The sequence below is a fragment of the Vibrio sp. 14N.309.X.WAT.E.F5 genome (assembly GCF_030397615.1).
GTDB lineage: Bacteria > Pseudomonadota > Gammaproteobacteria > Enterobacterales > Vibrionaceae > Vibrio > Vibrio lentus.
Genome location: NZ_JAPNXR010000002.1, coordinates 249,685 through 273,377, shown reverse-complemented (window position 1 = coordinate 273,377; position 23,693 = coordinate 249,685). Strand labels below are relative to the sequence as shown.

The 23,693-nt window shown below is 43.1% G+C and carries 19 protein-coding genes; 11 read left to right on the top strand and 8 right to left on the bottom strand.

All coding sequences use genetic code 11. From position 1 onward, the window contains the following. Positions 1-169: 169 nt before the first annotated feature. Positions 170-1,648 carry a peptide MFS transporter gene (locus tag OW495_RS03585; protein WP_029223660.1) on the bottom strand — a complete coding sequence of 493 codons (1,479 nt, stop codon included), beginning with the start codon at positions 1,646-1,648 and terminating at the stop codon, positions 170-172. Between the two features lie 590 nt (positions 1,649-2,238). After that, the gene (locus tag OW495_RS03580) at positions 2,239-3,609 is read right to left on the bottom strand and encodes an L-serine ammonia-lyase (RefSeq protein ID WP_017105226.1); all 1,371 of its coding nucleotides are present in this window, start codon (positions 3,607-3,609) and stop codon (positions 2,239-2,241) included. Positions 3,610-3,964: 355 nt separating this feature from the next. Here OW495_RS03580 and OW495_RS03575 point away from each other — a divergent pair, with 355 nt between their 5' ends. After that, on the top strand, positions 3,965-4,831 hold the full coding sequence (locus OW495_RS03575) for a YdcF family protein (RefSeq protein WP_102513739.1): 867 nt from the start codon (positions 3,965-3,967) through the stop codon (positions 4,829-4,831). Between the two features lie 4 nt (positions 4,832-4,835). Here OW495_RS03575 and OW495_RS03570 read toward each other — a convergent pair whose 3' ends face one another. Further along, positions 4,836-5,513, bottom strand: coding sequence for a hypothetical protein (locus OW495_RS03570; protein ID WP_020477297.1), 678 nt, complete (start codon positions 5,511-5,513; stop codon positions 4,836-4,838). Between the two features lie 212 nt (positions 5,514-5,725). Then, positions 5,726-5,980: a DUF333 domain-containing protein gene (locus OW495_RS03565; protein ID WP_017105223.1), complete on the bottom strand. Its 255-nt coding sequence runs from the start codon at positions 5,978-5,980 to the stop codon at positions 5,726-5,728. Between the two features lie 372 nt (positions 5,981-6,352). On the opposite strand from OW495_RS03565, the gene OW495_RS03560 reads away from it, so the two are divergent. The 7 genes from OW495_RS03560 to OW495_RS03530 all read left to right on the top strand — a co-directional run bounded on the left by OW495_RS03560 (position 6,353) and on the right by OW495_RS03530 (position 14,847). Continuing rightward, positions 6,353-6,871 carry an NUDIX hydrolase gene (locus OW495_RS03560; RefSeq protein WP_017094984.1) on the top strand — a complete coding sequence of 173 codons (519 nt, stop codon included), beginning with the start codon at positions 6,353-6,355 and terminating at the stop codon, positions 6,869-6,871. Between the two features lie 551 nt (positions 6,872-7,422). After that, complete coding sequence (locus OW495_RS03555; protein WP_017111807.1) at positions 7,423-9,531, top strand: LruC domain-containing protein; 2,109 nt, start codon at positions 7,423-7,425, stop codon at positions 9,529-9,531. Between the two features lie 13 nt (positions 9,532-9,544). After that, complete coding sequence (locus OW495_RS03550; protein ID WP_102513738.1) at positions 9,545-10,042, top strand: hypothetical protein; 498 nt, start codon at positions 9,545-9,547, stop codon at positions 10,040-10,042. Between the two features lie 211 nt (positions 10,043-10,253). Next, positions 10,254-12,017: an ABC transporter ATP-binding protein gene (locus tag OW495_RS03545; RefSeq protein ID WP_102513737.1), complete on the top strand. Its 1,764-nt coding sequence runs from the start codon at positions 10,254-10,256 to the stop codon at positions 12,015-12,017. Then, positions 12,011-13,795, top strand: coding sequence for an ABC transporter ATP-binding protein (locus tag OW495_RS03540; protein WP_102282010.1), 1,785 nt, complete (start codon positions 12,011-12,013; stop codon positions 13,793-13,795). Before OW495_RS03545 ends, OW495_RS03540 begins: the two co-directional genes overlap by 7 nt. 234 nt (positions 13,796-14,029) lie before the next feature. Further along, positions 14,030-14,296 carry a hypothetical protein gene (locus OW495_RS03535; RefSeq protein WP_017111811.1) on the top strand — a complete coding sequence of 89 codons (267 nt, stop codon included), beginning with the start codon at positions 14,030-14,032 and terminating at the stop codon, positions 14,294-14,296. Positions 14,297-14,412: 116 nt separating this feature from the next. Then, the gene (locus OW495_RS03530; RefSeq protein ID WP_102513736.1) at positions 14,413-14,847 is read left to right on the top strand and encodes a hypothetical protein; all 435 of its coding nucleotides are present in this window, start codon (positions 14,413-14,415) and stop codon (positions 14,845-14,847) included. Positions 14,848-14,927: 80 nt separating this feature from the next. Here the strand turns inward: OW495_RS03530 and OW495_RS03525 are convergent, their stop codons facing one another. Then, positions 14,928-15,443, bottom strand: a complete 516-nt coding sequence (locus tag OW495_RS03525; RefSeq protein ID WP_102513735.1) for a cytochrome b/b6 domain-containing protein — start codon at positions 15,441-15,443, stop codon at positions 14,928-14,930. A gap of 276 nt (positions 15,444-15,719) precedes the next feature. On the opposite strand from OW495_RS03525, the gene OW495_RS03520 reads away from it, so the two are divergent. Both OW495_RS03520 and OW495_RS03515 read left to right on the top strand, forming a co-directional pair. Further along, on the top strand, positions 15,720-16,559 hold the full coding sequence (locus OW495_RS03520; protein ID WP_017111814.1) for an alkyl sulfatase dimerization domain-containing protein: 840 nt from the start codon (positions 15,720-15,722) through the stop codon (positions 16,557-16,559). 147 nt (positions 16,560-16,706) lie between these two features. Continuing rightward, on the top strand, positions 16,707-17,963 hold the full coding sequence (locus OW495_RS03515; RefSeq protein ID WP_102513734.1) for a peptidoglycan DD-metalloendopeptidase family protein: 1,257 nt from the start codon (positions 16,707-16,709) through the stop codon (positions 17,961-17,963). Between the two features lie 100 nt (positions 17,964-18,063). Here OW495_RS03515 and OW495_RS03510 read toward each other — a convergent pair whose 3' ends face one another. Beyond that, on the bottom strand, positions 18,064-18,384 hold the full coding sequence (locus OW495_RS03510; RefSeq protein ID WP_004730185.1) for a heavy metal-binding domain-containing protein: 321 nt from the start codon (positions 18,382-18,384) through the stop codon (positions 18,064-18,066). Positions 18,385-18,442: 58 nt separating this feature from the next. Beyond that, positions 18,443-19,369 (bottom strand): LysR substrate-binding domain-containing protein, encoded by a 927-nt coding sequence (locus OW495_RS03505; protein ID WP_102513733.1) that lies wholly within the window; start codon positions 19,367-19,369, stop codon positions 18,443-18,445. A 91-nt stretch (positions 19,370-19,460) separates the two neighbouring features. Between OW495_RS03505 and OW495_RS03500 the strand changes: the two genes are divergently transcribed. Then, a complete protein-coding gene (locus OW495_RS03500) occupies positions 19,461-20,489 on the top strand; it encodes an EamA family transporter (RefSeq protein WP_102513732.1) in 1,029 nt (342 codons plus the stop codon). A gap of 37 nt (positions 20,490-20,526) precedes the next feature. Here the strand turns inward: OW495_RS03500 and OW495_RS03495 are convergent, their stop codons facing one another. Further along, complete coding sequence (locus OW495_RS03495; RefSeq protein ID WP_102513731.1) at positions 20,527-23,541, bottom strand: HD domain-containing phosphohydrolase; 3,015 nt, start codon at positions 23,539-23,541, stop codon at positions 20,527-20,529. Positions 23,542-23,693 lie beyond the last annotated feature (152 nt).

Genomic DNA, 23,693 nt, shown 5'->3' with positions numbered 1-23,693 from the left:
CATAATCCTGAACAAGAAAACACTCAATACTAATAATTATCATTTACTTTTATTTACACAAGCGCAACGTAACGTGAACCCGCTATCAATAGAAACAAAAATATAGACAAAAAAAGCCCTTTAGAAAACTAAAGGGCTGATGTATTCGAACTGTTTAACGTAAGCAGAATTAGCTGTTTGCTTGCTCTAATTCGATAGTTTCTTCAGCGGCTTTCGCTGCTTCCAGCATCTTACGAATAATGAACGATGCAGCCATTGCGATACCCACCATCACTACCGCTAGAACAGTCAGCATTTGGAAGTAATCACCGTAAACCGTTTGTACGATCTCTTGCGTGATTTGTTGACCTTTCTCTAGTGCAATAGACGTTGAGAATACAGCACCAACAATGCCAGATAGGGCGATTGCTACAGAGAACAAGCTCACTGAGAAGTTCTCGATGTGCTTAGGTGCAACAGACAGAATGAACGCAACAACCATAGAGCCAACAATTACTTCACCAAATGCTAGGAAGAAGTGAATCGCTAGGAACACTTCAGGGCGAATCAGAACATCATCACCAACTGTGGTTACGGCCATTGTAAGGATACCGAAAGCGATAGCCGTTAGAATGAATGAGAAACCTACTTTCGTTGCAGTTGAGAAGTTAATGTTTTTCTTTTCTAGGTTAGAGAAGATGCCCGCGATGATAGGGCCAGCAACCATACACCACAGTGGGTTCATTGCCATTGACGCTTCTGGAGCGACAGGGATGAAGCCAAATAGGTCACCACGCATTGTGTTGATCGCTACCATAGTCATTGATGTCATCATTTGACCGTAGTACACGAAGAAACAGGTGGTAAGGAATGTGATGATTAAGATAGTGCCCATTTTCAGCATGTCTGATTTCTTCGATTTCAACATCAAAGACACAAAGTAGACGATTGCTGCACCGCCAATTGCGTATACGATGTTTTGGCCAATATCCATGTTAGAGAACATGAAGAATACCAAGCCAATCATTGCTGCAGAAAGACCAAGGAAGGCTGCCCAGTTCTTAGTGCTTACTGGTTGTTGATCGATTTCAGCACTGGCTTCAACAAGGCCTTTGCGAACAAAGATCATCATTAGAAGCGCGGCACCTGCTAGAACAGCTGAAAGAAGGAAACCACCGTGGAAACCCACAACAAGCACTAGCATTGGGAACAAGTATTGGCCTAGTAACGCACCAATGTTGTTTACTGAGTAGTTAATCGGGTAGCAGTTTTCAAAATCTTCTTGAGTTTTGAACGTGCGTTTGTAAAGACTTGGGTAAGAAGGGGACATCAAACCACGTGCATAACTTGCTAAAGCGATACCACATAATGCCATCGGTACATTGGTAGCAGCTGCACCGAGTACCAGTAAAACATAACCACTTGCGAAGCCTAAAAAGGCAATAGTCAAAGATCGGTATGCGCCTAAAAATTTATCGGCGATGAAGCCACCTGCGATAGCAAACAGCGGTCCGATTGCAGAGAAAGCACCAACAACCATCATGGTGTCGGCTTCATTGTAGTTCAGATCTTCAAGGAAGAAACGAGTCAAGATCACCATGACGCCATAGAACGAAAGTCCGAACATCATTTGGCAGAACATCATTGATTTGTTTAATCTATTCCACATTATTTTATTCTCACATTTGTGTTGATATGTAGTGTAATTACCCAATTATAATATCATTAATAGCAATACATAAACTGAAACATCGGTCCCAAACAGAACTTTACTCGATATACCTTTTCTTATGAGTACATTGATATTTCTCATGAATGAAATCTGCAATATTAGATTTTGCTAGTGGATGCATGGCTGTGTGAAATTCAACCATTTTTATTTGTGGCTAAGTAATGAACAAATAAAGGGAAAGTTATCGATGCTCATCTTGTAAAGTTTTTCAAGTGAATACCATTTTCAATTGGCCGTTGGGTTTTAGCCATTAAAAAAGCCAGCTTGGCAGCTGGCTTTGTTTTGATATTGAAAACTAAGTTTACAAGAATGCCATCTCTATAGGGGCTTTCTGAACTCGTGTTTTATACCAATCGTAGTAAATAACTGGTCATCCTAGCTGGTTAAAACGCTCAATAACTGCGTTAGAAATTTTGATTGTAGGATAACTACTTATCGAAACTTCTTATCGAGAAGAGCAGCCTTGTTCTTGAGCCTTTTTCCTGCGCTATTTATGATCACTTACTTACTGTGATTGGTATTCGCGGTTATTCACAAGGTGGCGCCATGTGGATCACGGCTAGGCCACCTAAAGACGTTTCACGGTACTTCTTGTTCATGTCTTTACCCGTTTGGTACATGGTTTCGATAACCTTGTCTAACGAGATAAGGCACTTACTGGTGCGTTTCAGCGCCATACGTGATGCATTGATTGCCTTCATCGCGCCCATAGCATTACGTTCAATACACGGTACTTGAACAAGCCCGCCGATTGGGTCACATGTCATGCCAAGTGAGTGCTCCATTGCGATCTCAGCTGCAATACAGATTTGCTCGTTGCTGCCACCGCGTAGGGCGGTTAGGCCAGCTGCTGCCATTGAAGAAGATACGCCAACTTCGCCCTGACAACCCACTTCTGCACCAGAAATTGAAGCGTTGGTTTTGTATAAGATGCCAATAGCGCCAGATACTGCTAAAAAGTCTTTCAACTGCTTGGTATCTAGCTCTTTGATGAAGCGGTGGTAGTACATCAATACTGCAGGAATAACGCCAGCAGCACCGTTAGTTGGTGATGTCACAACCTGACCACCCGCTGCGTTTTCTTCACTCACGGCGAAGGCAAACAGGTTAATCCAATCCATGATCTCCATTGGATCATTTTCAATTGAAGCATTCGCTTCCAGCTTTTTTAAAAGAGCTGGCGCTCGACGGGTGACTTCTAGTCCGCCATCAAGAATACCTTCAGTATCAAAACCACGCTGCATACACAGAGACATTACCTTCCAAATTTGGTCAGCTTTTTGGTCAATCACATCCATGTCTTGGAAAGACACTTCATTACGTAGGATTAAGCCACCAAGGCTAAGCCCTTGTTGTTCAGACAATTCAAGTAATTGGTCGGCAGAAGTAAAAGGGAATTCAACTTGTGTTTCTGCTTCCTGCTTGCCATTTTGCAGTTCATCAGCGGTTGCAATGAAACCGCCACCGATAGAGTAGTATGTTTCCATGTCCAACAGTTCACCATTCGCGTTAAAGGCTGAGATAGTCATGCCATTTTCGTGAAGTGGTAGGTTGGTTTTATGAAACAGTAAGTCGCTGTCTACGTCGAAGTGAATTTCATGGTTACCGCTCACCAATAGCGACTTGTCTTCAATCGCTTTACGCATTGCTAAATTCGCACTGGTGATTTTGATGGTGTCAGGGCGGTTACCAAGAAGACCTAATAGGGTTGCACGATCGGTGTGGTGGCCAATACCTGTTAGTGACAATGAGCCGTATAGGTCTATTTGAATGCGGGTAACTTGATCAAGTACCGATTCAATTCTTTGGGTAAAATTAAACCCAGCGATCATTGGTCCATTTGTATGGGAGCTGGAAGGCCCAACCCCGATTTTGTAAATGTCAAAAATAGACAGCATAGTAACTTCCTGTGAAGACGGTTCGATGAACGAACTCTGTATAAAATTTATATTTTGTGCGTTTCACTTTTTAGTGAAAACAGACCTTGGTTGAAACAGTTTTTTGATTGAGCTTGTTCTTTGTTTGAAACGTCTCTTTTATTGAGACTTGTGTTAGCAAACGTAGAGCAAAGAAATGCATGAGCGTGTTATTTTTGCTTAAAAGCGGCACGTCTATTCTTGCATTACCTATGTGTCGCTATGAATAGTGAGCATTATTGCGAGCAACATATAAGAATTTCAAAATACTTTTGTTAACAACTATTGTATACATAATTCACTTCATCTAATCACTAAAACGAGACTTGAACATAAAATGAGCATTAATCACCTCCTTATTGTGCTGGGTAAGCGACTTAATGAGAATAAATTGACTGATGAGGGAATCAGTCGTGTTGATGCTTTAGTTGAGTATTTAATGGTGGAAGCGAATCTGCAAACTGCGGTCGCATTTTGTGGTGGGGTTACGCAAGGGCAAAACACCTCCGAAGCTGATGCGATGCACCAATATTTTCGTAAGCTTGAAAGTCAGCGCGAAGCTCCGTTTATGTTAGGCGCTATCTTACTCGAGCAGCTTTCGACAAACACGGTCGAGAACATCGAGAATTTGGCTTCAGAAATGATTGCAAGCGGGCTGTTTACTCGTGGGCAGAGTGTCAAAGTAACTTTCGTTTCAAATGACTACCATTTACAACGTATTTTCGAGATTCAATCGCTGATGGATGAACAAGGTCTGCTTAAAGTGCTTGTTGACAGGTGTTCCGCACTTGGTGTGGATTTGCAAATAGATCATCAGTTAGAGGCTCATGTCGCGGTGCCATATCCTCATCAAGGCCCTCAAGGGCAATTGTTTTTGCTCATGGATGTACTGACCACTTATCGAGTTTATCTCGAAGGTGTCGTGGCAGAGTCTTTTGAGCGAGATCTAGAATCCGTAAGGCAAGAACCAGAAAGGTTATCTGTTGAAGCGTTAGTGAAAGCGAGAGGTTGGATAGAATCATCTCCCCGTTTTGATATTGTGGATACACTTATTCCGGTATTGGAGTGTTGTATTCTTCAAACTCCAGTTGGTTCAGATATAGAAAAAGCCAGGGAGTACCTAGCTTTACTAGACACAAACCTGACTTTCTTAAATCGATATTTAGACCCAGAGCAAGATAAGACTCAGCGCTGGTGGCGATAAACGGTTATTTCTTTTTCGTGATGCCATGAACTGTCTTTAGACTAGCGAAAGCAATTAAACAATAAGCTAAAAGCTCTGTGCCTTCTTCAGCGATGTTTTTAACCACGCGAACATAATCATCGCCCATAACATTGTGCCAAAAGCTGCCCATACCGAATAGGCGAGAGAACACCAACAATAGCATCACGCCAGTAACCAGAAGGTTCATGTGTGGAGAGGCAAGAATAAGCGCAAGCTGATCAATAGTGCGTTTACCATTCTTGATTGCGTAAAAAATGGCACTGCCTGCAATCAATAGAGCAGGGACAACCCATGCTCCGTGCTCTATTTTGTCGAACCAAAAATCCATTTCACGAATAAACATCACCGCGAAGAATGCGCTGATGAGCAGAGCCGCATGTTTAACTTCACGCTTCTCTCTTGCTAGGTAAGCAAAAGACCCAGACGCTACGACAAGCAGAATCTGTTGAAGCATCTCAGTTACTGAGATCTCACCAACATTGCCATTTAGCAATACAAAATCAATTCGAAGTGCAAGGTTTGCGACGATGCTGATCGCCAATACGACTAACGCTGTCTGGCATCGTTTATAGATCACTTGAGAAGTTGATTGCGATAGCGTGAACTCTGGGAGCTCAAGTGACATATGAGTTTGTTCTTTGGTTTTAGATTGGCTTTTCATATCAATACGGCTTGTAATATTTTGTAACAGGCTGGCATTCTATCGTTTCGAGTGTCTCCACAATGTCATGGAAATGTCAGTAATAAAACACTGTTCAATTGGTGTGTGTATACGGTAAACCGCTGCCTTGAGGCAGGCAGTTTACGTAACGTACTAGAATTTTTGGGGCGGGGTCTTACAGCGGTGAGGTTAGAAACTCGCAGTCGAAGTGATTACTTTTCAGCTTCTTGCTCGTGGTTATTGCGGTAGTACTCCCACTGTTCAATGCGCTCACCGTCATCGAATACACAGTAAGTGGTACGTTGATTGTTTTCAGTCACCGTATCTAATTCGCCATCTTGTTGAACACAATAAACCGCAGCTGGGTTAGCGACTGAAACACGTTGGCCTTCGCTATATTCTGCATAGTCGTTTGCACAACCGCCTAATACAACGGCAAATACAGCCATCAAACCAATTTTCTTCATGTTTATCTCCTACGTGATAACTCTATAATCGAATGCGTTAAGTTCTACAGAACCAAATGAGAAGCTCTATGAAATTAGTATATTTTAGATTTCAGAAAAGGTTGTCCTAATTTGGTCAAGATATTGAAATAGGTTGATATTTCTTCATGTTTAGCTGCTTTTTGGGTGTTAGATCAAGCTAAGAGATACCCTGGTATTGCGAGATCAGTATACGGAGAACTTAGGGTTTTGAAGCGAAACTGACTCTTTCAAGACAATGCATAAACTGGGTTAAAGAGTGTGGTGCTTGATGTTGTGTCACTTGTTCTTAGCCTCGAATCTATTTTCTATTATGATATGATGCCGCCCAAATTCAGTTGAGCAGTCAGAATCATGAGACATCTAAAAACCACAATCCACCCTGATATCGATCACCTAGACAATAAAACCGTATACAAGCGTAACGCTGCCCGTGCAATTGTCTTAGATGGTGAAAACATTCTGATGCTGTACACCGAGCGCTATCACGATTACACCATTCCTGGTGGTGGTTTGGATGAAGGTGAAGATGTGATTGCTGGTATGGTTCGTGAACTCGAAGAAGAAACGGGTGCAAAGAACATTCATAGCATCAAGCCGTTCGGCATTTTTGAAGAGTTTCGTCCTTGGTATAAAGACGACGCAGATATGATGCACATGATCTCTTACTGCTACTCATGCAAGATCGATCGTGAGCTTGGTGAAACGGCTTACGAAGATTATGAAGTGAAAAATGGGATGAAACCGGTTTGGATGAATATCCATGAAGCGATTGCCCATAATGAAAAGACCATGGCCGAGAGCCCGAAAAAGGGCATGAGTATTGAGCGTGAAACCTTCTTACTGCATTTGATTGCCAAAGAGATGCTTTAGACGCAGAGACTTTCGATTTTTTAAGCACCTCTACCTCAAACTTCGCTAGTTAATCTAGTTGATATCTAACCGCCTAAAAGCTGTGTGCTTTTAGGCGGTTTTTTATGTGTTTAACTTATTCCTAAGTGCCCATCAGCTCTCTATACATCTAATTGAATGTTGCTGTTTCGAACCCAGTTTAGTTCGTGTTTTGTGTGATTTATGTTGGCATAAAGAATAGATCAAACCATTGGCTTTTAAATTGACTAAACATTTGAGCAAATTGATTCCTATTTTGAACATATGACTCATCAGCCTCAGTTTAAAAAGTTAGAAACACAAATTAACCTTTATTTTCATATCCTTATCATTACCTTTCACTTACTCGAAAACTTGGCTTCCCTTTTGCTTTATTGAATATGCAGCTTGTTTACTCGGCATCAACACTAATAGACCAGCACTTGATTCGTTCCACCATTTACTTGTTTGAATCACGTTTATTTAATCTGCCGTTTTGAGTTCAAGTACTTTTCAAGGAATTCGCCTTAGCGAAGATAAAGTAGAGGTTTATTATGAAATACAGACAGGTTATTTCCCTTATCACAGCGGCAGTCAGTGCCCCTCTCTATGCAACGTCCGTTGATCTAGACTTTTCTAACCATATTGAATCAACAAATTTGAGCACTTGGGCGGGCCCTTCTTACGATGGCACGGTCATTCATTTTTTGAATGTGGGCACACACAATGGAAAAACGATAGATGCGAAAGTGAGCAGTGAAGTTTTTGGTGATGCTACGTTTTTATTCCACACTCCCGATTATAAAGAAGGCCCGGATCAGCCAGACGGAGACATTGGTTTCCTTTATCAAACGAATTCTGCTGGCGCAGCGGGTCTTATCTATACCTTCGAATTTTATGACGGAACTGACGGGTTATCTGGCACGTTTTCAGAACCTTATACCGTTCCAGAGTTCGATATGATTGGATATGACATTGATGGCGAACCCGTTCAATCAGAGCAAGTTCGTGTGTTTAAAAGTGAAGGTTTTTACAGCTATCAAACAGGTTCTGCTGGCGCGAGTTTAACCGCTGAGGAAAGCGAAGATGGAGATTCGGTTTTGTTCAGTGGGCCGGGTACCAATTACTCCGAAACCGATACTTCAGGGGCGGTCAAATTTACGTTCAAAAACACCTCGATTGTCACCCTACAATTTGAAACGGTGACGACAAGCGGTAGTAGTTTCCCAAATCCCATCTTTTCCGCTTTCGATGGCAACTGGGATCTCTCCGGATTCACCACTCCAATTGAAAGCTCCGATGAATCTGATTTCGGAGACGCTCCTGATAGTTACGGCACATTGCAGGCAAGTAATGGTGCTGAGCACGCGGTCTCTTCAACACTATATCTAGGCGCGAGTATTGATGCAGATACCGATGGACAACCCGGTGCGTCATCAAATGGCGATGATTTGGATATTGGCGGGAATGATGACGACGGTATTACTTTGTTATCTAACCTAGAGATAGGACTGGATAGCCTAATCAACGTAAATGTAGTGGGGAGTGGTTATCTTCAAGCGTGGGCTGATTGGGACATGGATGGGGCATTCGCTGACGACGAGCAAATACTGACAAATCATGCAGTAGTGGATGGTAGTCAAGTTGTTCCGATTCGTGTTGGTGATGATGCAGTTGTTGGTGTCGTTCAAACTCGCTTCCGCTTAGCAAGTAGCCCGAACATTCCAAGTGATGGTTATGTAGGCGATGGCGAAGTCGAGGATTATGTTTTCAATGTAACTGACCCAGGAACCACTATCCAACATTCAAATTACTACACAGCGGCGTTCGAAGATAATTGGCCAGAAGTGGGTGACTTTGATCTAAATGATGTTGTGGTCTATTACCGCACGACCATTCTAAGTAAAGACGATGTGGTTCTTCGAATGGACATTACAGGAACGATAATGGCCTATGGCGCCTCTTACGGTAACGGTTTAGGTTGGAAGCTTAATGGCTTTGACGAGTCAGATATTGATCTTCAAACCGCTCGAGTACAAAGAAACGGTGTAACTCGCGCTGATATCTCTCCGTTTACTGGGGAAGACAAAGAAGTCGCATCGCCAGGAGGAGACCTAGTCGTCGTTGCTTCTTTAAATCTAAAAAATGATCTACCTATCAATGCCGAGTGTATGTTCCATCGCACCAACCCTTCTTGTAGTCCGTCGTTGGAGTCTGAACAAATGACGTTCAGCATTTCTCTACCGTTTGCTTCTGGAAGTGAGCCAACAGTGAGTTCACTGGTGCCGTTAAGTGGCTTTGACCCGTTCATCTTTGGGCCGGGTGAAGGTCAGTATCATGGTGATAGCTTCACTAGCTCTCCGGGTAAAGACTTAGAGATTCATACTGCCGATTTCCCACCGACAACTCGCGGTACGTTAGTCAGTGACTTCTACGGAATTGCGCAGGATGACTCTGACCCGTCGAGCAATAAATATTATCGAACTACGCAAAATATGCCTTGGGGAATATTAATTTCATCTCCTTGGAATCACCCAGCAGAGTACATTGATATCAGTGAGGCGTATCCTGATTTTGCCGAATGGGCGACCTCTGGGGGCTCAGCGAAGCCGACTTGGTACCAAAACCCGACTTCAGATAAAACTTGGTCAACAGAAGACTAATCAAGGAGGATTTATGAAAACAATCAAACTAATACTGAGTAGCGTGTCTCTTGTCTTCCTTTCAGCTTGTGGTGGCGGGGGAGGTGGTGGTAGCAGTAGCGCTTCAGCTCCAAGCTCCGTGACTCCACCAAGTAATGCACCAGCTGGAGGAAGCAGCGCGGTTACCTCTAGCGTTGCACCTGCACAAGCGCTGAAATCAGTAGAGCTCTCCGTACCGGAAGGTTTTGACTTCTCTACTGAGAGGGAGGTTGTTGTCACCGTTGATGTAGCAAGCTCACAGAGCTCCCGAGGCTTTATGAGTATCTACACTGATTTTAATGGAGAGGTTGTCGATTACACTTCACAAGTGTTGAGAACACCGATCAATGAGGATATTGATTTTTCAACGACACTGCTTCTTCCAAATCATGTTGATAAGGTTTGGGTAGAAGTATGGTATCCATCAGCAATGGGAAGTGAAGTGAAGCGTTTAGTGGACATTAACAACGGGCAGGTAGACGTCGTCCTTTAAATCTCATCATTTAACAAACCTTAAATATTTGCCGTCATTTTGGCGGCGAATTTTCTTTTTGTAGCCTTGAAAAACAACGGAACGATTAAAATATAAATTTGGTTGATATTGTCAACTATGTCTTTTTGGTGTACCTTTAAACCTGAGAATGTACCAAGCTCCTGATGAATCCATGGTACAGCCGCGAACCCGTCCTCAAAGAAAGAATTCCATGAATAAAAGACAGTTTATTGCCCACTATTTGCGTATGAATCGCACGTCTTATTTGTTGGCGATAGTTTTCATTTTTCTCTTAAATTGGCTTCAAGTTGAAATACCACGCTATATCCAATTGGCGATAGATCTGATTGATGATGCTTCCTCAAGTGGCCATCAGCAGCTTCAAACCTATGTTTGGATTGTGGTTGGCATGTCGGTCGCCATGGTTGTGGTGCGTATATTATCTCGTATCTATGCGCTTAACCCTGGGCGGATTACAGAGGCGGCGCTTAAGACGACACTTCTCCAAAAGTTAAACCGTTTACCTAACAGTTTTCACCAGAGGTTTGCGTCAGGCAGACTGATCTCCATCATCAATAATGATCTCAGTGGCATTCGCTTGCTGTTTGGTGTGGGCTTTCTTCAGTTCTTTAATGCTCTGTTGGCACTGTCATTAACACCGCTCTACATGTGGCGCATATCGCCAGAGCTTACGATGTATTCGATTATTCCTATCTCAATCGCTTTTGTGATTTTCCGAGTTGGTTTTAAACGAATGAAGACACTGCATTTAGAACATATGAAGCGTTTACAGAATCTGTCTGCTCAGTTGATGAGTTACCTATCAGGGATTGATCTGATCAAGAGTCAGCAGATGTCGCCCTGGGTGAAGGCCGAAACCGAAAAGCTCAATCAGCGACTGCTTGAATGTCGCCTTAAGATCACTCGTATTCAAGTCTTCTTCATGCCTGTTCTCGATTATGCCAACGACTTAATGAAAATCATCATTCTGGGACTTGGTGGCTTTATGCTAATGAGGCAAGAGCTTACTTTAGGCGAAATAACCGCTTTCCTGACTTATTCTGTTTTACTCGCTATGCCATTGATGCAGCTCGGCAGAATCGCGACCATTTATCAGCGTGGCATAGTGGGAATTCAAAGCGCACAAACTATTCTTAATGCGCAAGTTCCAGAATTGGATGACGCGAAGTTGTCTGAATTAGACGTTGAATCTTTCAAGGGAAAGGCGTTTTCTGTGCGCAACCTGAGCTTCCAATACGAAGGTGAGGAGCGACTCATTCTTGATAACATCAGCTTTGATATTCCTGCAGGAAAGAAAATTGGTGTGTTAGGCGGAATTGGCTCGGGTAAAACGACGTTAGTTAACTGCTTGAATCACCATCTAGATGTACCTAAAGGAACGGTTTTTCTTGGGGAAACAGACGTAACAAGCTTTTCACGCAGTGATCTACGCCGTTATGTCAAAACGGTTACTCAGGATCCTTACTTGTTTTCAGCAACGGTTGAAGACAACATTCGTTTTGGCAGTTTGGATACTGAACTCGCAAAGAGTCAGGTTGATGAAGTTCTTGAGTTGAGCCAACTAGCGAATGACGTCACTCGTTTTGAAAACGGCGATCAAACCTTAGTCGGTGAAAAAGGGATCATGTTATCGGGTGGCCAGAAGCAACGCCTAAGTATTGCGCGTGCTTTATTAGAGCCTACAGATTTAATCATCATGGATAACGTTCTGTCAGCAGTCGATTATGAAACGGAAAGAAAGATCTTGGAAGGCCTGTTCAATCGATTGAAAAATCAATCTGTGCTGGTGGTTTCGCATCGTGTTAATGCCCTTGAATATATGGACGACATCATTGTTCTGAACGAAGGGAAAGTGATCGCGAAAGGTGACCATGACACCTTATTAAAAACCTGTGCTTACTATTACGACACTTGGCAATTACAACAGAATGAAACGGAGGCAGCAGCATGTTAAAAGGTGTTGATGTTAAGTATCTGAAGCACTTTTTTAAGTTTGCTAAGAAATACAAACGCTCAGCAATTCTGGGTGTTGCGATGCTTCCGTTGTCGGTGATCACAAGCCTGTTGTTCCCTTGGTTGATTATTCAAGTGATCGACGTGCATTTGAGCAAGGGTGATATGGACGGGTTACTTGAGTATGTCTTCTATTTAGTTCTTGTCTTGATTGCCAGTTATGTGGTCGACACCACCTATTCGTATAATCTGCGAAAAACAGGCCAATACACCATTACCGACATGCGCTCAGTACTGTTTGAGCGTGTGCTTAAACTGCCTCGTAGCTATTTCGATAACACACCGATTGGTGTGACTCTTTCGCGCCTGACCAGCGATCTAGAAACGATAGGCGAGACATTTATTCAATCTGTCGTTGGATTGGTTAAAGACAGCATCAACACTATTGCTCTGCTTATTATGATGCTCTTCATTGATTGGCAGTTGACTATGATTGTGCTGATTATCATGCCTCCCGTGATGTACTTGACGGTCTATGTGCGTAATCGTCTCCGCGCGATGTATAAGGTTACTCGCTCAACACTGGCGCGTGGTATTGGCTTCCTACAAGAAGTGCTATTTGGCATGAAAACCGTTCAGATGTATCGCGCTGAGGAGCAAGTCGAGCAACGATACCAAGGCTACACGGATGAGTTTTTGCGAGCTCAAAAGAAGATCAATAAGTACGATGCGATTTTGTTCTCGTTTATCTCGGGCATCACCTCAATCACTATCGCGATTATGATCTGGTACGGCTCAGAGCAAGTCATTGAAGGTGCGTTAACATTGGGTGTGCTGATCGCATTCATCAACACGCTCGAAAAGGTGTTTGTTCCCATTCGTGACTTTACTTCTCAGATTGCCTCTATTCAAAGCTCGTTTGCGGCTTTTGACCATATTGAAGAGCTTTTTGTCGAGCCGACAGAAGAGGAAGGGCGTAACTTATTGCCATCTCATCAAGTCAAAAACCAGCTCGAAAAGTTTGTCAGTCTTGAGTTCAAAAATGTGAGTTTCCGCTACAAAGACGATTCTCCATATGTTCTAAAGAATGTCTCTTTTGTACTGGGGAAAGGGCATCAAATCGCACTTGTCGGTTCAACGGGTTCAGGTAAGTCGACGATTCTGCGTCTGATCTCTAAAACTTATCAAGATTATGAAGGCAGCATTTTGTTGAATGGCATTGAGTTGTCACAAATTTCAAGCGAAGACTCTGCCCACTTGTTCTCAATGATGATGCAAGATGTGCACTTATTCGAAGAGACGATTCAGTTCAATATTGCTTTGGGTAAGGAACATCTTACTAGAGCTGAGGTTGAACAAGCAGCGCGCTATGTGTACGCGGATAAGTTTATTGAGCAATTGCCACAAAGCTATGATTTCCATTTAGAAAAGAATGGCTCAAATTTATCTGTGGGGCAAACGCAGCTCATTTCGTTTGCACGAGCGGTCGCACAAGGTGGGCAGCTGATGATGCTTGATGAGGCAACTAGCTCAGTAGACTCAATTACCGAAGACCTTATTCAAAAAGCGATGCAGCGCCTTTTTAAAGAAAAAACCGTGATTGCGATAGCGCACCGACTGAGTACCGTCCGTCACTCTGACACTATTTTGGTGCTGGAAAAGGGTGAAATCGTTGAACAAGGAAATCATCAACAATTGGTCGCGCACAATGGTATTTATGCCGGTTTGTTGCAAGAATCGATTGTAGAAACGAGCGATTCTCAAGCTACGGTAGCCTAATCATCTCAAGTCATACCTACCGTTTTCGATGAGATAAATTGCTGCTGATTATGCTTAATCAGTTTCGATTCTTTTCTGTTATCCCCAATGGCTTAGGGAAAATAAACATATTTTACGATTATTAATATGTTATGATCTCCTTACTACTAAAGGGGTGTCTTAGGGCATCGGAATGTATGCGAGCAAGACGAACTTGCTTGTGTCAGTCACTTTCTGGCGAATATGGAATCGAAGATGTTGTTGGAAGAAGTTGTAGAAATTATTGAATTAACCGACTCAGACCATTTATCTCAAGCAATGGAACTGTTTAACGAGCATGGTTTTGTTGATGCTGAATCTTTGCCTTTTATGAATGTAGTGTTTGAAACCGCGCCGGATCAGCTTGCGAAGAAGTTGTCGCAAATTGGTTTTAAAGGTTTAGTGCAAGTCGAGAAGAATGAAGACGCATCGGGCTTCACCATTATTGATGCTGAACGTGTTCTGCTAAAAGACTCTGCTTAACTGCAAGATTCTATTTAGCTAAAAGATTCTTTTTAATTCCAAGAACAAGATTCAGCGTAATGAAAAGACTCTATCCAGTTCAGTAACACCCGTTATGATTATTTGAGGTTAACACAGTGACAACAGCAACCGCTTCATCAACAGAGCAACACATTTCCAATGAACATGCGCTTTTAGGTGCATCGTTATTAGCGTCTCAAAAAGTTGAGTTGGCTCTGTTCAGTGTTATCTCTAGGTTAGCTAAAGCCTTACCAAAGGAAGCGCAACATCAATTAGGCTTGGACTTGGATACCTTTTTAAGAGAGAAACCAAGTGAGCAAGCCTCGACTCTGAGTCACTACGAAAATACGTTTGGTGAGCAACTTCCTTTGCAAAAAAATGAAATCAGCGATTTCATTTACCATCGTAATCTCGTCACCCGTAGTTTTTGGCGTGTGACTGGCGCTGATGTAAAAGGCGGCGAGAAACTAGAGAATCCAGAGCTCTATTTAAAAGAGTTCTTAGCCAAATGTGAATATTGGCAAGTGATGCTAGATACTCAAAAAAGCTGAGCAATTAAATAGATTGAATAAAGCCATAGCTTACACGCTGTGGCTTTTTTGTTTGTGCTCAAAAGTTCGAGTTATTAAACCTAGATCATCATCTTCAACACGTAATTCTTAGAGACGAAGTGATGTTTAAGCGCTGCACTAATATGCAATAAGATTAAACAAGCAAGGGCAATACAACTGGTACGATGTAAATAGAAAAAGAAGCTGTTGATTGCAGGGTCGGTTATTAGGTTGTCGACGGTTGCTAGCCAAAATAATGAATAGGGTTCTTTAAGCATTAAATAACCGGTGCTGAAAACCATGAACATAACGAGATACATGAGTGAGTGGGCGAGTTTGGCAATACATATTTGACCGGCAGCCACAGAGGAAGGCATGGGGGGGGTGGCTCTAAAATGACTCCATATATATCGAATCGCCAACAAAGGAGTAGCGACAGTAGCCAACGACATGTTGAGCACTGACAGGAAAGAAAACAGCTCGGGCTTACTGGTGACAAAGTGCATCACATACCCTGCGACGGTTGCATAGATGATCACAGAAGCCATCACCCAGTGCAGCACACGGCTTAGTAAATCGTATCGTGGATTATTCAAATTAACCTCGTTCTGATCGTTATAACAATAATTTTCAAATAGATGCCCAAAACTAGTTATTAGTATATTTGCATCGCGAATTAATTATATCGAACAGTAATACTCCGTATTCTCCTTAATTATAAATTAATGATGTTGCTTCAGGTGTTTTATAATTATCAATGATGTTTTAGAGTGTTAATTCCAATACAGACAGGGCAAACTTGCCGACTTCCTAGCTTGTATGCCTATAACGAGATACAGTTAGTTTAAAGCTAAATATATAAGGAATGTATAATGCTTCGAATCTTATTGATTTCAGTTATCTCAATGTTCACAACCATGAGTTTTGCAAACGAAGAGGTTAAGTACTCAGATCAAGAGTATTTAGATAGACCATTGATGGAACGTTATATCTTGGATGAGTTGAAGCAATTGCGTATGGAGCAGCAAGATCTCGAAAGACGTTTAACGATCCAAATGACTGATCGTGAACTCTCTGTTGCGGATAAGTCATTGAACTACGCCAACGTGACGGTAACTTATTTCTTCTACATTATTGCGGGCGTTGCTTCACTTATCGCATTGGTCGGGTGGCAATCACTGAAAGAACTCAAGCACACAACCAAAGAAATGGCTGACCAGCGATTGAATTCTATCGCTCAAGAGTACGAAAAGAAATTTAATGTACTTGAAAGGGATCTTAAAAGGAAAACTCGAATCATCTCTGAAAATAATCGAGAGATTGAGATCATCAATGAGATTCATAATTTATGGTTAAGAGCGCAAAACGCACAGACGGCTGAGCAAAAAATTGAGATTTACGATGAGATCTTAAAGGTTCGTCCGGGGGATTTAGAGGCGCTTACTTATAAAGCCGATGCGGCGATGGATATGCAAGAGTACCACTGGGCAATGAGCTTATGTAACCGTGTATTAGAAGTTGATGACCAAAATGCTCACGCTTTGTATCAACGTGCTTGTGCCTACGCAAGGTTAGGTGCAGAAGGTCAGGCGATAGACGACTTAGAGCGATCTATCGAAGCCAGTGGTTCAATGAGAGAACTTCTGGCAGAAGAGCCTGATTTTGAGATGTTGAGAGGTTTAGACCGCTTTGAAGCTCTATGTGAAGAGTAATTATTCAATGACATGGTGAGCTTCGCACGCTCACCATGCTTTTAATCGTTTTTACGGAACGGTTTCTTACATTTCGCTTATTTTATTGAATTAATTGTTATGTTATAACATCTTAAAAATTCATTGTAATAACCGTTAAGTATTTTTATGAAGTTCCTCCGCACTGGCCTGATAGTGACTGCTATCAGCGCATTTTCACTTGCTTTATATCTTTCTCTTTCGCCTGAACCACCAGAAGACATCGCTATCAAAATTACACCTTATCAAGGTGCGGTTTCGGCTGATGAGAAGCCATCGAGTTCAGACGTTGAGTCAAGTTCTCTGGTAAGAGTTCATTATTTTGTCAAAGTTGGGGATACACTCAGCAATGTATTTACCTCTTGGAAACTCCCTTACGGAACGGCTCAAAAGATACTTGAGGCCGATCTAGAATCACTGAAACTGGACACGATCAAACCTGGTGATCATCTAGAGTTGTTGTTGGATAGTGAATCTAAGCAGCTAGTCGAATTGATTTACCATGAGAGCTTGGTTGAACAGGCGGTCTACACAGAAAATGATGACGGTAGTTTTAGTTATCAGTTCATAGAGACTCCAGGGGAATGGAAAGAAAAACTGTACTCAGGTGCGGTGCAGGGTAGTTTTTCCACGTCAGCTTACAAGGCCGGTTTAACCAGTGCCCAGATAGCCAATATCACTCGAACGCTGAAAGATAAAATCAACTTCTCCAAAGAGCTCAGAGCTGGTGACAGCTTTAATGTGTTGGTTAAAGAGCAATACACGGAAGATCACTTAACGGGTAAGACTGAAGTGCAAGGGGTCTCTATCATGTTACGAAATAGGGAAGTGGCGGCTTTTCTTGCTGCGGATGGACGTTTCTATGACCGAGAAGGGAATAGCCTTGAGCAAGCTTTTAATCGATACCCAATAGACAAACAGTTCCGAAGAATCACTTCTCCATTTAATCCGTACCGCAAACATCCGGTAACAGGGCGTATATCACCACATAATGGCACTGATTTCGCAACACCTGTGGGTTCACCCGTTTATTCAACTGGAGACGGTAGGGTTGTGGCGCTTCGTGACCACCCTTACGCAGGGAAGTATCTGGTGATAGAGCATAACAGCGTTTACAAAACACGTTATTTACACTTGAGCCGCTTTTTGGTGAAGAAAGGGCAACAGGTTAAGCGTGGTCAGGAAATTGCGTTGTCGGGTGCAACTGGCCGTTTGACAGGGCCTCACTTACATTTTGAAGTGTTGGTACGTGGAAGGGCGGTCGACGCGATGAAGGCAGACCTGCCTTTGGCAAGCTCTATATTGCCGAAAGACAAGGGGGCGTTCCTTACTCGAATTGCCTCTTTTGATGAGATCATCTCTGAGCAAGAAGGCAGAACGAGTTAAATTAACTTCAGCCACGGCTTATCGTTATTCCAACCTTCTGGTGATAAACAAACCGAAGGTTGGAATAAGCATTTATTGAATCACATGATTTCAGATTCGATTAAGCGACGACAACCGCTGTGCCGCTGGCTGATACCATCAACATGCCATTACCTGTTCCTAAGACTTCATAATCGATATCGACACCAACCACTGCGTTTGCACCCGCTTCAATCGCTTTCTGCTCCAGCTCTTTGAATGCGTAGTTACGTGCTTTCTCCAGTTCCTTTTCATAGGTGCCAGAACGTCCACCGACGAAGTCGCGAATACCTGAAAACATATCCTTGAATACGTTAACCCCTAGGATGGCTTCTCCGGCGATAACCCCTTTGTAGTCGACAATGCGTTTGCCTTCAACAGATTGAGTGGTGGTAATAATCATAATGGCCTCTTGTAAGCTTGATGAGCTGTTACTCGCTGTATGGATTGATAGTTTGGTCTTACTCTTGAACAACATCGCTGAGTTTTGTCTCTGAGCGTGTGAATTCATGCCTCAACCATGTTCTCAGTTTTAGCACACTTTCTTGTTTTAATTTGTGTTTTGGACAAACGAAATAGAAGTCTTGATGGGGGTTAGCCACTGGATCACTAATTTCGACCAACATGCCATGGCTGATGTCATCTTTCACAAACAAGCGGTGAGTGACTAATACACCAAGCGAACGAATGGCAGCTTGTACGGCTTGAATCGAGACATCGAACGTCAAGTTACTGTGGAACGTCGGCATAGGAATTTGGTAATGATCGCACCATACCTGCCAGTCATGCTGTCTTCTTGGGTTGAAGGCACAAATGGTTGGGTTCTGTTTTACCAGTTGTTCAACGCTTAATCCCATTTGGCTTTTCAATAGTGCTGGGCTGCACACTAATACCAGATCATCGTCACCGAGCTTTTCGCTGTAATATCGGTCCCACTCGCTCGGCTTGCCGTGCACCAGCGCGATGTCGACACCTTCTTGCTCTATATCGAAAGTGCCCGTTAACGTGGATATACGAATATCAAGAGAGGGAGCAAAGCTTTGGAATTCCGAGACTCGCGGGATCCACCAGTGCATGGCGAGTGAGTTCACCATGTTGAGGGTGATGCGGTGGTCGTTAGGCGTTTTGGCGAGTTCTTCGGTGGCTTCTATTACTTGTTCCAGTGCGGGTGCGACTTTTCGATAATATCGCTTACCTGCGGCATTCAGCACAACACGGCGACCCACACGTTGGAACAGCGGCTTATTGACCAGTTGCTCTAATGATTTTATCGCTTGGCTTACTGCTGAATGACTGACGTACAACACGCGAGCGGCTTCGGTCATGCTGCCTGTTTCGGCAACAGCAATGAAAGCATAAACGGATTTAAGTGGAACGAGTTTCTTCATTGGTAAGTTTTCCTTACAGTTGTGGTTAATATTACTCGCTATTTTTCATCACGTCACGCCTCTAAAATAACTGTCATAGGAGGTGATAATTATGTCTGATATTACCAAGGCGACGGCTTTCATGTTGTTGTCGACGTTCAGTTTGTCTTTAAGTGGCTTAATGGCCAAGTATCTATCGGTATCAATGCCCGTTTCATTTTTGAGTTTCGTGCGATTTTTGTTACCCAGCCTGTTTTTATTCTTATTTTTGATGTTTTACAAAATCACGAAACCTTCACTCGATATGTGGAAACCTTTAGTGATGCGTGCGATTTTTATGGTGGCATGCCAGTGGTGTTTCCTGACGTCTCTACAGACCCTAACACTCGTTGAAGGTGTGGTGTTGTTCAGCACTGGCCCTCTGTTCATTCCTTTGTTAGAAAAATTAATGTTTGGAACCAAGATTCATACAACCACAGTGATTTGTTTAGTTGTCACCTTTGTCGGCGTAGTGATGATGGCTGGGGACTGGTCGCAGTTTGAATTTGGCTCAGAGTTCTTTAGGCCAGCGTTGTTGCTAGGGTTATTGGCGGGTGTATTTAATTCGGGTTCACAAGTGAGTTTGTATCGAGCATCCAAGACTAGCCTGACACCCGCAGAGCTAAACGCGTGGACGTTCTTGGTCGCGGCAATCATTGTGATACCAATGGTTGTGTTTACTTCAGTATCTTCGGCTCCAGATATGCTTGAGAGTGCTGCGGGCAATGGAACCTTTTCGGCTCTGCTATCTTTTGAAGGCTTACGTTGGATTGGGCTTGGCGCTTTTGGATTGGCTCTATTTACTATTAACACGCAAATCTTCCGCTCGAAAGCGTACAAGTTGGCAGACAGCGGTTCTCAGTTGGCTCCCCTAATTTTTACTAACATGTTGTTCAGTGCGTTATGGCAGAGCTTGTTCTTTGATGATGTGTTTTCAACTCAGCAGTTAATCGGCATCAATTTGATCGTCGTGGCGAGCATAACCAATACTCTATTAGCTAAAAGACACAGCAAAGCAAAAGCCAAGCAAACACCGCGAACCGCTGTGGCTTTAGCGACTGCAGCAGATGCTGCGGTGTTGGACTCTGCTGTTAAAAGTTAAGCATTGAGCTTGAAGTCTAAAACATAATACATAAAGCCTAGAACAGTGAACGAATGTACTCTTTTACTCGTTCGATATGCTTGCTCTGATCAATCTCGCATCGTTGCTTCGCTTCAAGGAATCGCTCAGCGTATTTGTCATAGATTTTGTTTTCCAAAAACAGCAAATACAGTTTTGGATCGATATGACCGCTGGTGGCCATGTCGGTCATGATATTGAGTGATTCGCTTAGAAGTTTGCCTTTCTTATACGGGCGATCACTGGAGGTGAGCGCTTCGAATACATCGGCAATGGCCATCGCTCTAGACGGTAAAGGTAACTGGTCTTCGTTTAAGCCTCTAGGGTAACCCTTGCCATCGATACGTTCGTGGTGTCCGCTGGCAATGTCAGGAATGTTCTTGAGATAAGATGGGTAAGGGAGCTTGTTGAGCATGGTGAAGGTTTGAATGATATGGTCGTTTATCATGAAGCGTTCTTCGTCGTTTAAGGTACCACGACGTACTTTCAAATTGTGCAATTCACCTTGGTTGTACTTCACTTCACCTGGCTTGAGTACAAACGCTTCTTGCCACACGTCGGCTGGGTTAAAGCCATTATCCCAAGGTATTTTATGTTCGGGTTTATCAGCAAGTAGTGGCTCCATCACGGGCAGCGTTTGGTCTTTGATTCTTGGCTCAATTTCATCTTTTTCAGCCGGATCTTGCTGCGTGCTAAATCTCTCTTTTTCAGACCAAGATAAACCTAGCTGATCGTCGAGTGTTCGTTTCCATTGGCGTTTGGCTATTTGGTCTAAGCGTTCTAGTTGCTCATCCGTCATCGATTCCCCACCAAGGTTACACTCGGCTACGAAGGCAAACTCTTCATCCAATTCAGACAGGCTTTGCTCGAGAACTTTCAGCTGCTCTTCTTGAAGCGCTCCGTTCGCTATGGCTTTCCAGTAGTCGGTTTCAGCCTGTTGTTTTAACAGTTCGAAACGCATTCGCACTTCATGGATTCGGTCGTAAATGGTTTCAAGTTTTGTTGCCTTATCCACGACATATTCTGGTGTCGTCACCTTGCCACAATCGTGCAACCAAGCAGCCAGCATGAGTTCTTCCCATTGTTTATTATCAAGCGAGAACTGTGGGTAGTAACGGTCGTCGTCTATGGTGGCTTGGGTTAACCATTTGGTCAGTTCAGGAACTCGTTGGCAATGACCGCCCGTGTAAGGTGATTTGGTATCAATCGCAGAGGCAATAAGTTCTATGAAGGCATTGAGCATGTCTTTCTGTTGCTGCATTTGGTCAATGTTGTCTTTGGCGATTTCAGCAAAGCTCAGTAGCTCCCTCAAAAATGCATGTTTGTCTGCCTGCATCTTGGTGATTGGTCTTTCATAGCCAATTGCAACAATACCCACCAACAACTTCTCACGGTTCAATAGTGGGAAAAGGTACAGGTCAGAATTGAATATCGAATCTTGGTAATAGTTAAGAACATTGTCTTCTCGGTTAAGGTGGATGGTCTCGCCAGATTTAAGCTGACACAACAACCAAGGGGTATGCTTGATGAAGTCATTGATGTCGGCCTTGAAAGGAAGAATGGCGAGATTCGCTGCCGTATCAAACACATCCTTTTCTTCAGATTGAGTAAACAGCACGATGGTTTCGGCCTTGGTGATTAGATAGCTTTGATGCGCAATGTTTTTGGCTAATATCGAAAACTCCTGATTACCCGCTGTGTCCCGAAGTAAATTAATCAGATCATGAAGCGTGTGTTCCATCAGCTCAATGGAATGGGCGAGGTTAGCGACTTCTTTTATCATGCTCTTAGGGTAGTGGGTTCTTCTGAAATCGAATCGAGCGATGTTGTCAGTAAGCTGCATGAGTGTATTGAGAGGTTGGGATAAGCGGTTGGCGACTAACCACACGATACCGAAACAGATAAACAACATACCAATCGCGACGGCAACTTGCTTATCACGCATCGAGATAAGATCAGAAAGCAGATCATTGTGTGGCGTTGCTTCGGCTAGATAAAGGGTGACGTCTTGAGTCAGCTCAACGGGCGTTAATGTTAATGCCCAAGTATTTAGGTTGTACTCAATGTTCTTTAGGTTGAGGTTAAATTTCTCTTCATCAGAAATAAGAGGGGCTAGAACAGACGACTTTAAGGCCGCCATTTGATCACGTTTAGGGATGTTGAATAGCTGTTGGCTTTGCTCGCTACCGGATCCTTTATTGTCGCCTACGTTACTGTTGGCGCGGTTGTTTTCACCTATGGGGCTTAAGTTGGGTATTGCTAAGTCCAGTTGATGTTGACCTAGCAGGTTAAAATGTCGGTCAAACAAAGCCAAGCGACTTTGTGGCGAATAAGCGAGTTGGCTTATCTGAGAGGATAAAGAGTCTAAAGTGAAATCAGCGCCAACCACATGATTACCTTCATAAGTTCGCCTTGATAGGGTAATGCCGTTCTTTTTAAGAAAGTAAAACAGATAAGGCTCAGAGAGTTTGATTGTTCCATCGGGTTTAGCGTTACGGAACCAAGGTCGGGTTGTAGGATTAAACTCACTCTCCTGTTGCACAATGCTCAATACCTTATGTGCGCCATCAAGGTAAGAGATAAGGTTCTCGCCCTTAAGGTTGATCGTGCTGACCATCATTGTGGCCTTGGCTGGTGCGTTGTTTTCAAGTCTTTGCTTGTTGGTGCTCAGTGGGCGGAAAATCCTAAATTCTCCATCATCAGACCCGTAAAACAGCGCAACTAAATTGGTATTTTGTTTGAATATGATGTCTATCGAGGCAATCCAAGACTCCTGCTCAGTAGACGAAGTTTGCTGAGAAACAAACGGGCTCACAGCCATCACATTCAAGGTTGTGATAACGGGTGCGATGGCTTGCTTAAATACCGATTCCAGTTTATCGCGATGTTCATTACTGATTTCGCTCACCGTCCCTAACAACAACTCTTGTGAATGGCGATAGCTTATTGAGATAAGTACGGCACCAACAAGTGTTGTCAAAATTAGGAAAAGGCTAGTGATGTGGATACTCAGCGGATATCGTCTTCGTCTCATCAAACACTCCAGCTTGTTAACTGGTATAAGTATTGACGAACTTGGGTAGGTTGCAAAAAATTGGTGCAATTAAGGCGGCGTTACGACTAAGTCGTGCTTCCGATAGCTAAGTGAAATGAGAATAAAGCCTTATCTTTAAGTGCTAATGGTCA

Bases quoted from the DNA above. Each gene is read 5' to 3' on its own strand.
- OW495_RS03540 (WP_102282010.1), top strand. From the start codon at position 12,011: ATGTTAAAAGGTGTTGATGTTAAGTATCTGAAGCACTTTTTTAAGTTT.
- OW495_RS03520 (WP_017111814.1), top strand. From the start codon at position 15,720: ATGCTTCGAATCTTATTGATTTCAGTTATCTCAATGTTCACAACCATG.
- OW495_RS03495 (WP_102513731.1), bottom strand. From the start codon at position 23,541: ATGAGACGAAGACGATATCCGCTGAGTATCCACATCACTAGCCTTTTC.
- OW495_RS03500 (WP_102513732.1), top strand. From the start codon at position 19,461: ATGTCTGATATTACCAAGGCGACGGCTTTCATGTTGTTGTCGACGTTC.
- OW495_RS03565 (WP_017105223.1), bottom strand. From the start codon at position 5,980: ATGAAGAAAATTGGTTTGATGGCTGTATTTGCCGTTGTATTAGGCGGT.
- OW495_RS03585 (WP_029223660.1), bottom strand. From the start codon at position 1,648: ATGTGGAATAGATTAAACAAATCAATGATGTTCTGCCAAATGATGTTC.
- OW495_RS03580 (WP_017105226.1), bottom strand. From the start codon at position 3,609: ATGCTGTCTATTTTTGACATTTACAAAATCGGGGTTGGGCCTTCCAGC.
- OW495_RS03570 (WP_020477297.1), bottom strand. From the start codon at position 5,513: ATGAAAAGCCAATCTAAAACCAAAGAACAAACTCATATGTCACTTGAG.
- OW495_RS03545 (WP_102513737.1), top strand. From the start codon at position 10,254: ATGAATAAAAGACAGTTTATTGCCCACTATTTGCGTATGAATCGCACG.
- OW495_RS03515 (WP_102513734.1), top strand. From the start codon at position 16,707: ATGAAGTTCCTCCGCACTGGCCTGATAGTGACTGCTATCAGCGCATTT.
- OW495_RS03505 (WP_102513733.1), bottom strand. From the start codon at position 19,369: ATGAAGAAACTCGTTCCACTTAAATCCGTTTATGCTTTCATTGCTGTT.
- OW495_RS03535 (WP_017111811.1), top strand. From the start codon at position 14,030: ATGTTGTTGGAAGAAGTTGTAGAAATTATTGAATTAACCGACTCAGAC.
- OW495_RS03510 (WP_004730185.1), bottom strand. From the start codon at position 18,384: ATGATTATTACCACCACTCAATCTGTTGAAGGCAAACGCATTGTCGAC.
- OW495_RS03550 (WP_102513738.1), top strand. From the start codon at position 9,545: ATGAAAACAATCAAACTAATACTGAGTAGCGTGTCTCTTGTCTTCCTT.
- OW495_RS03560 (WP_017094984.1), top strand. From the start codon at position 6,353: ATGAGACATCTAAAAACCACAATCCACCCTGATATCGATCACCTAGAC.
- OW495_RS03555 (WP_017111807.1), top strand. From the start codon at position 7,423: ATGAAATACAGACAGGTTATTTCCCTTATCACAGCGGCAGTCAGTGCC.
- OW495_RS03575 (WP_102513739.1), top strand. From the start codon at position 3,965: ATGAGCATTAATCACCTCCTTATTGTGCTGGGTAAGCGACTTAATGAG.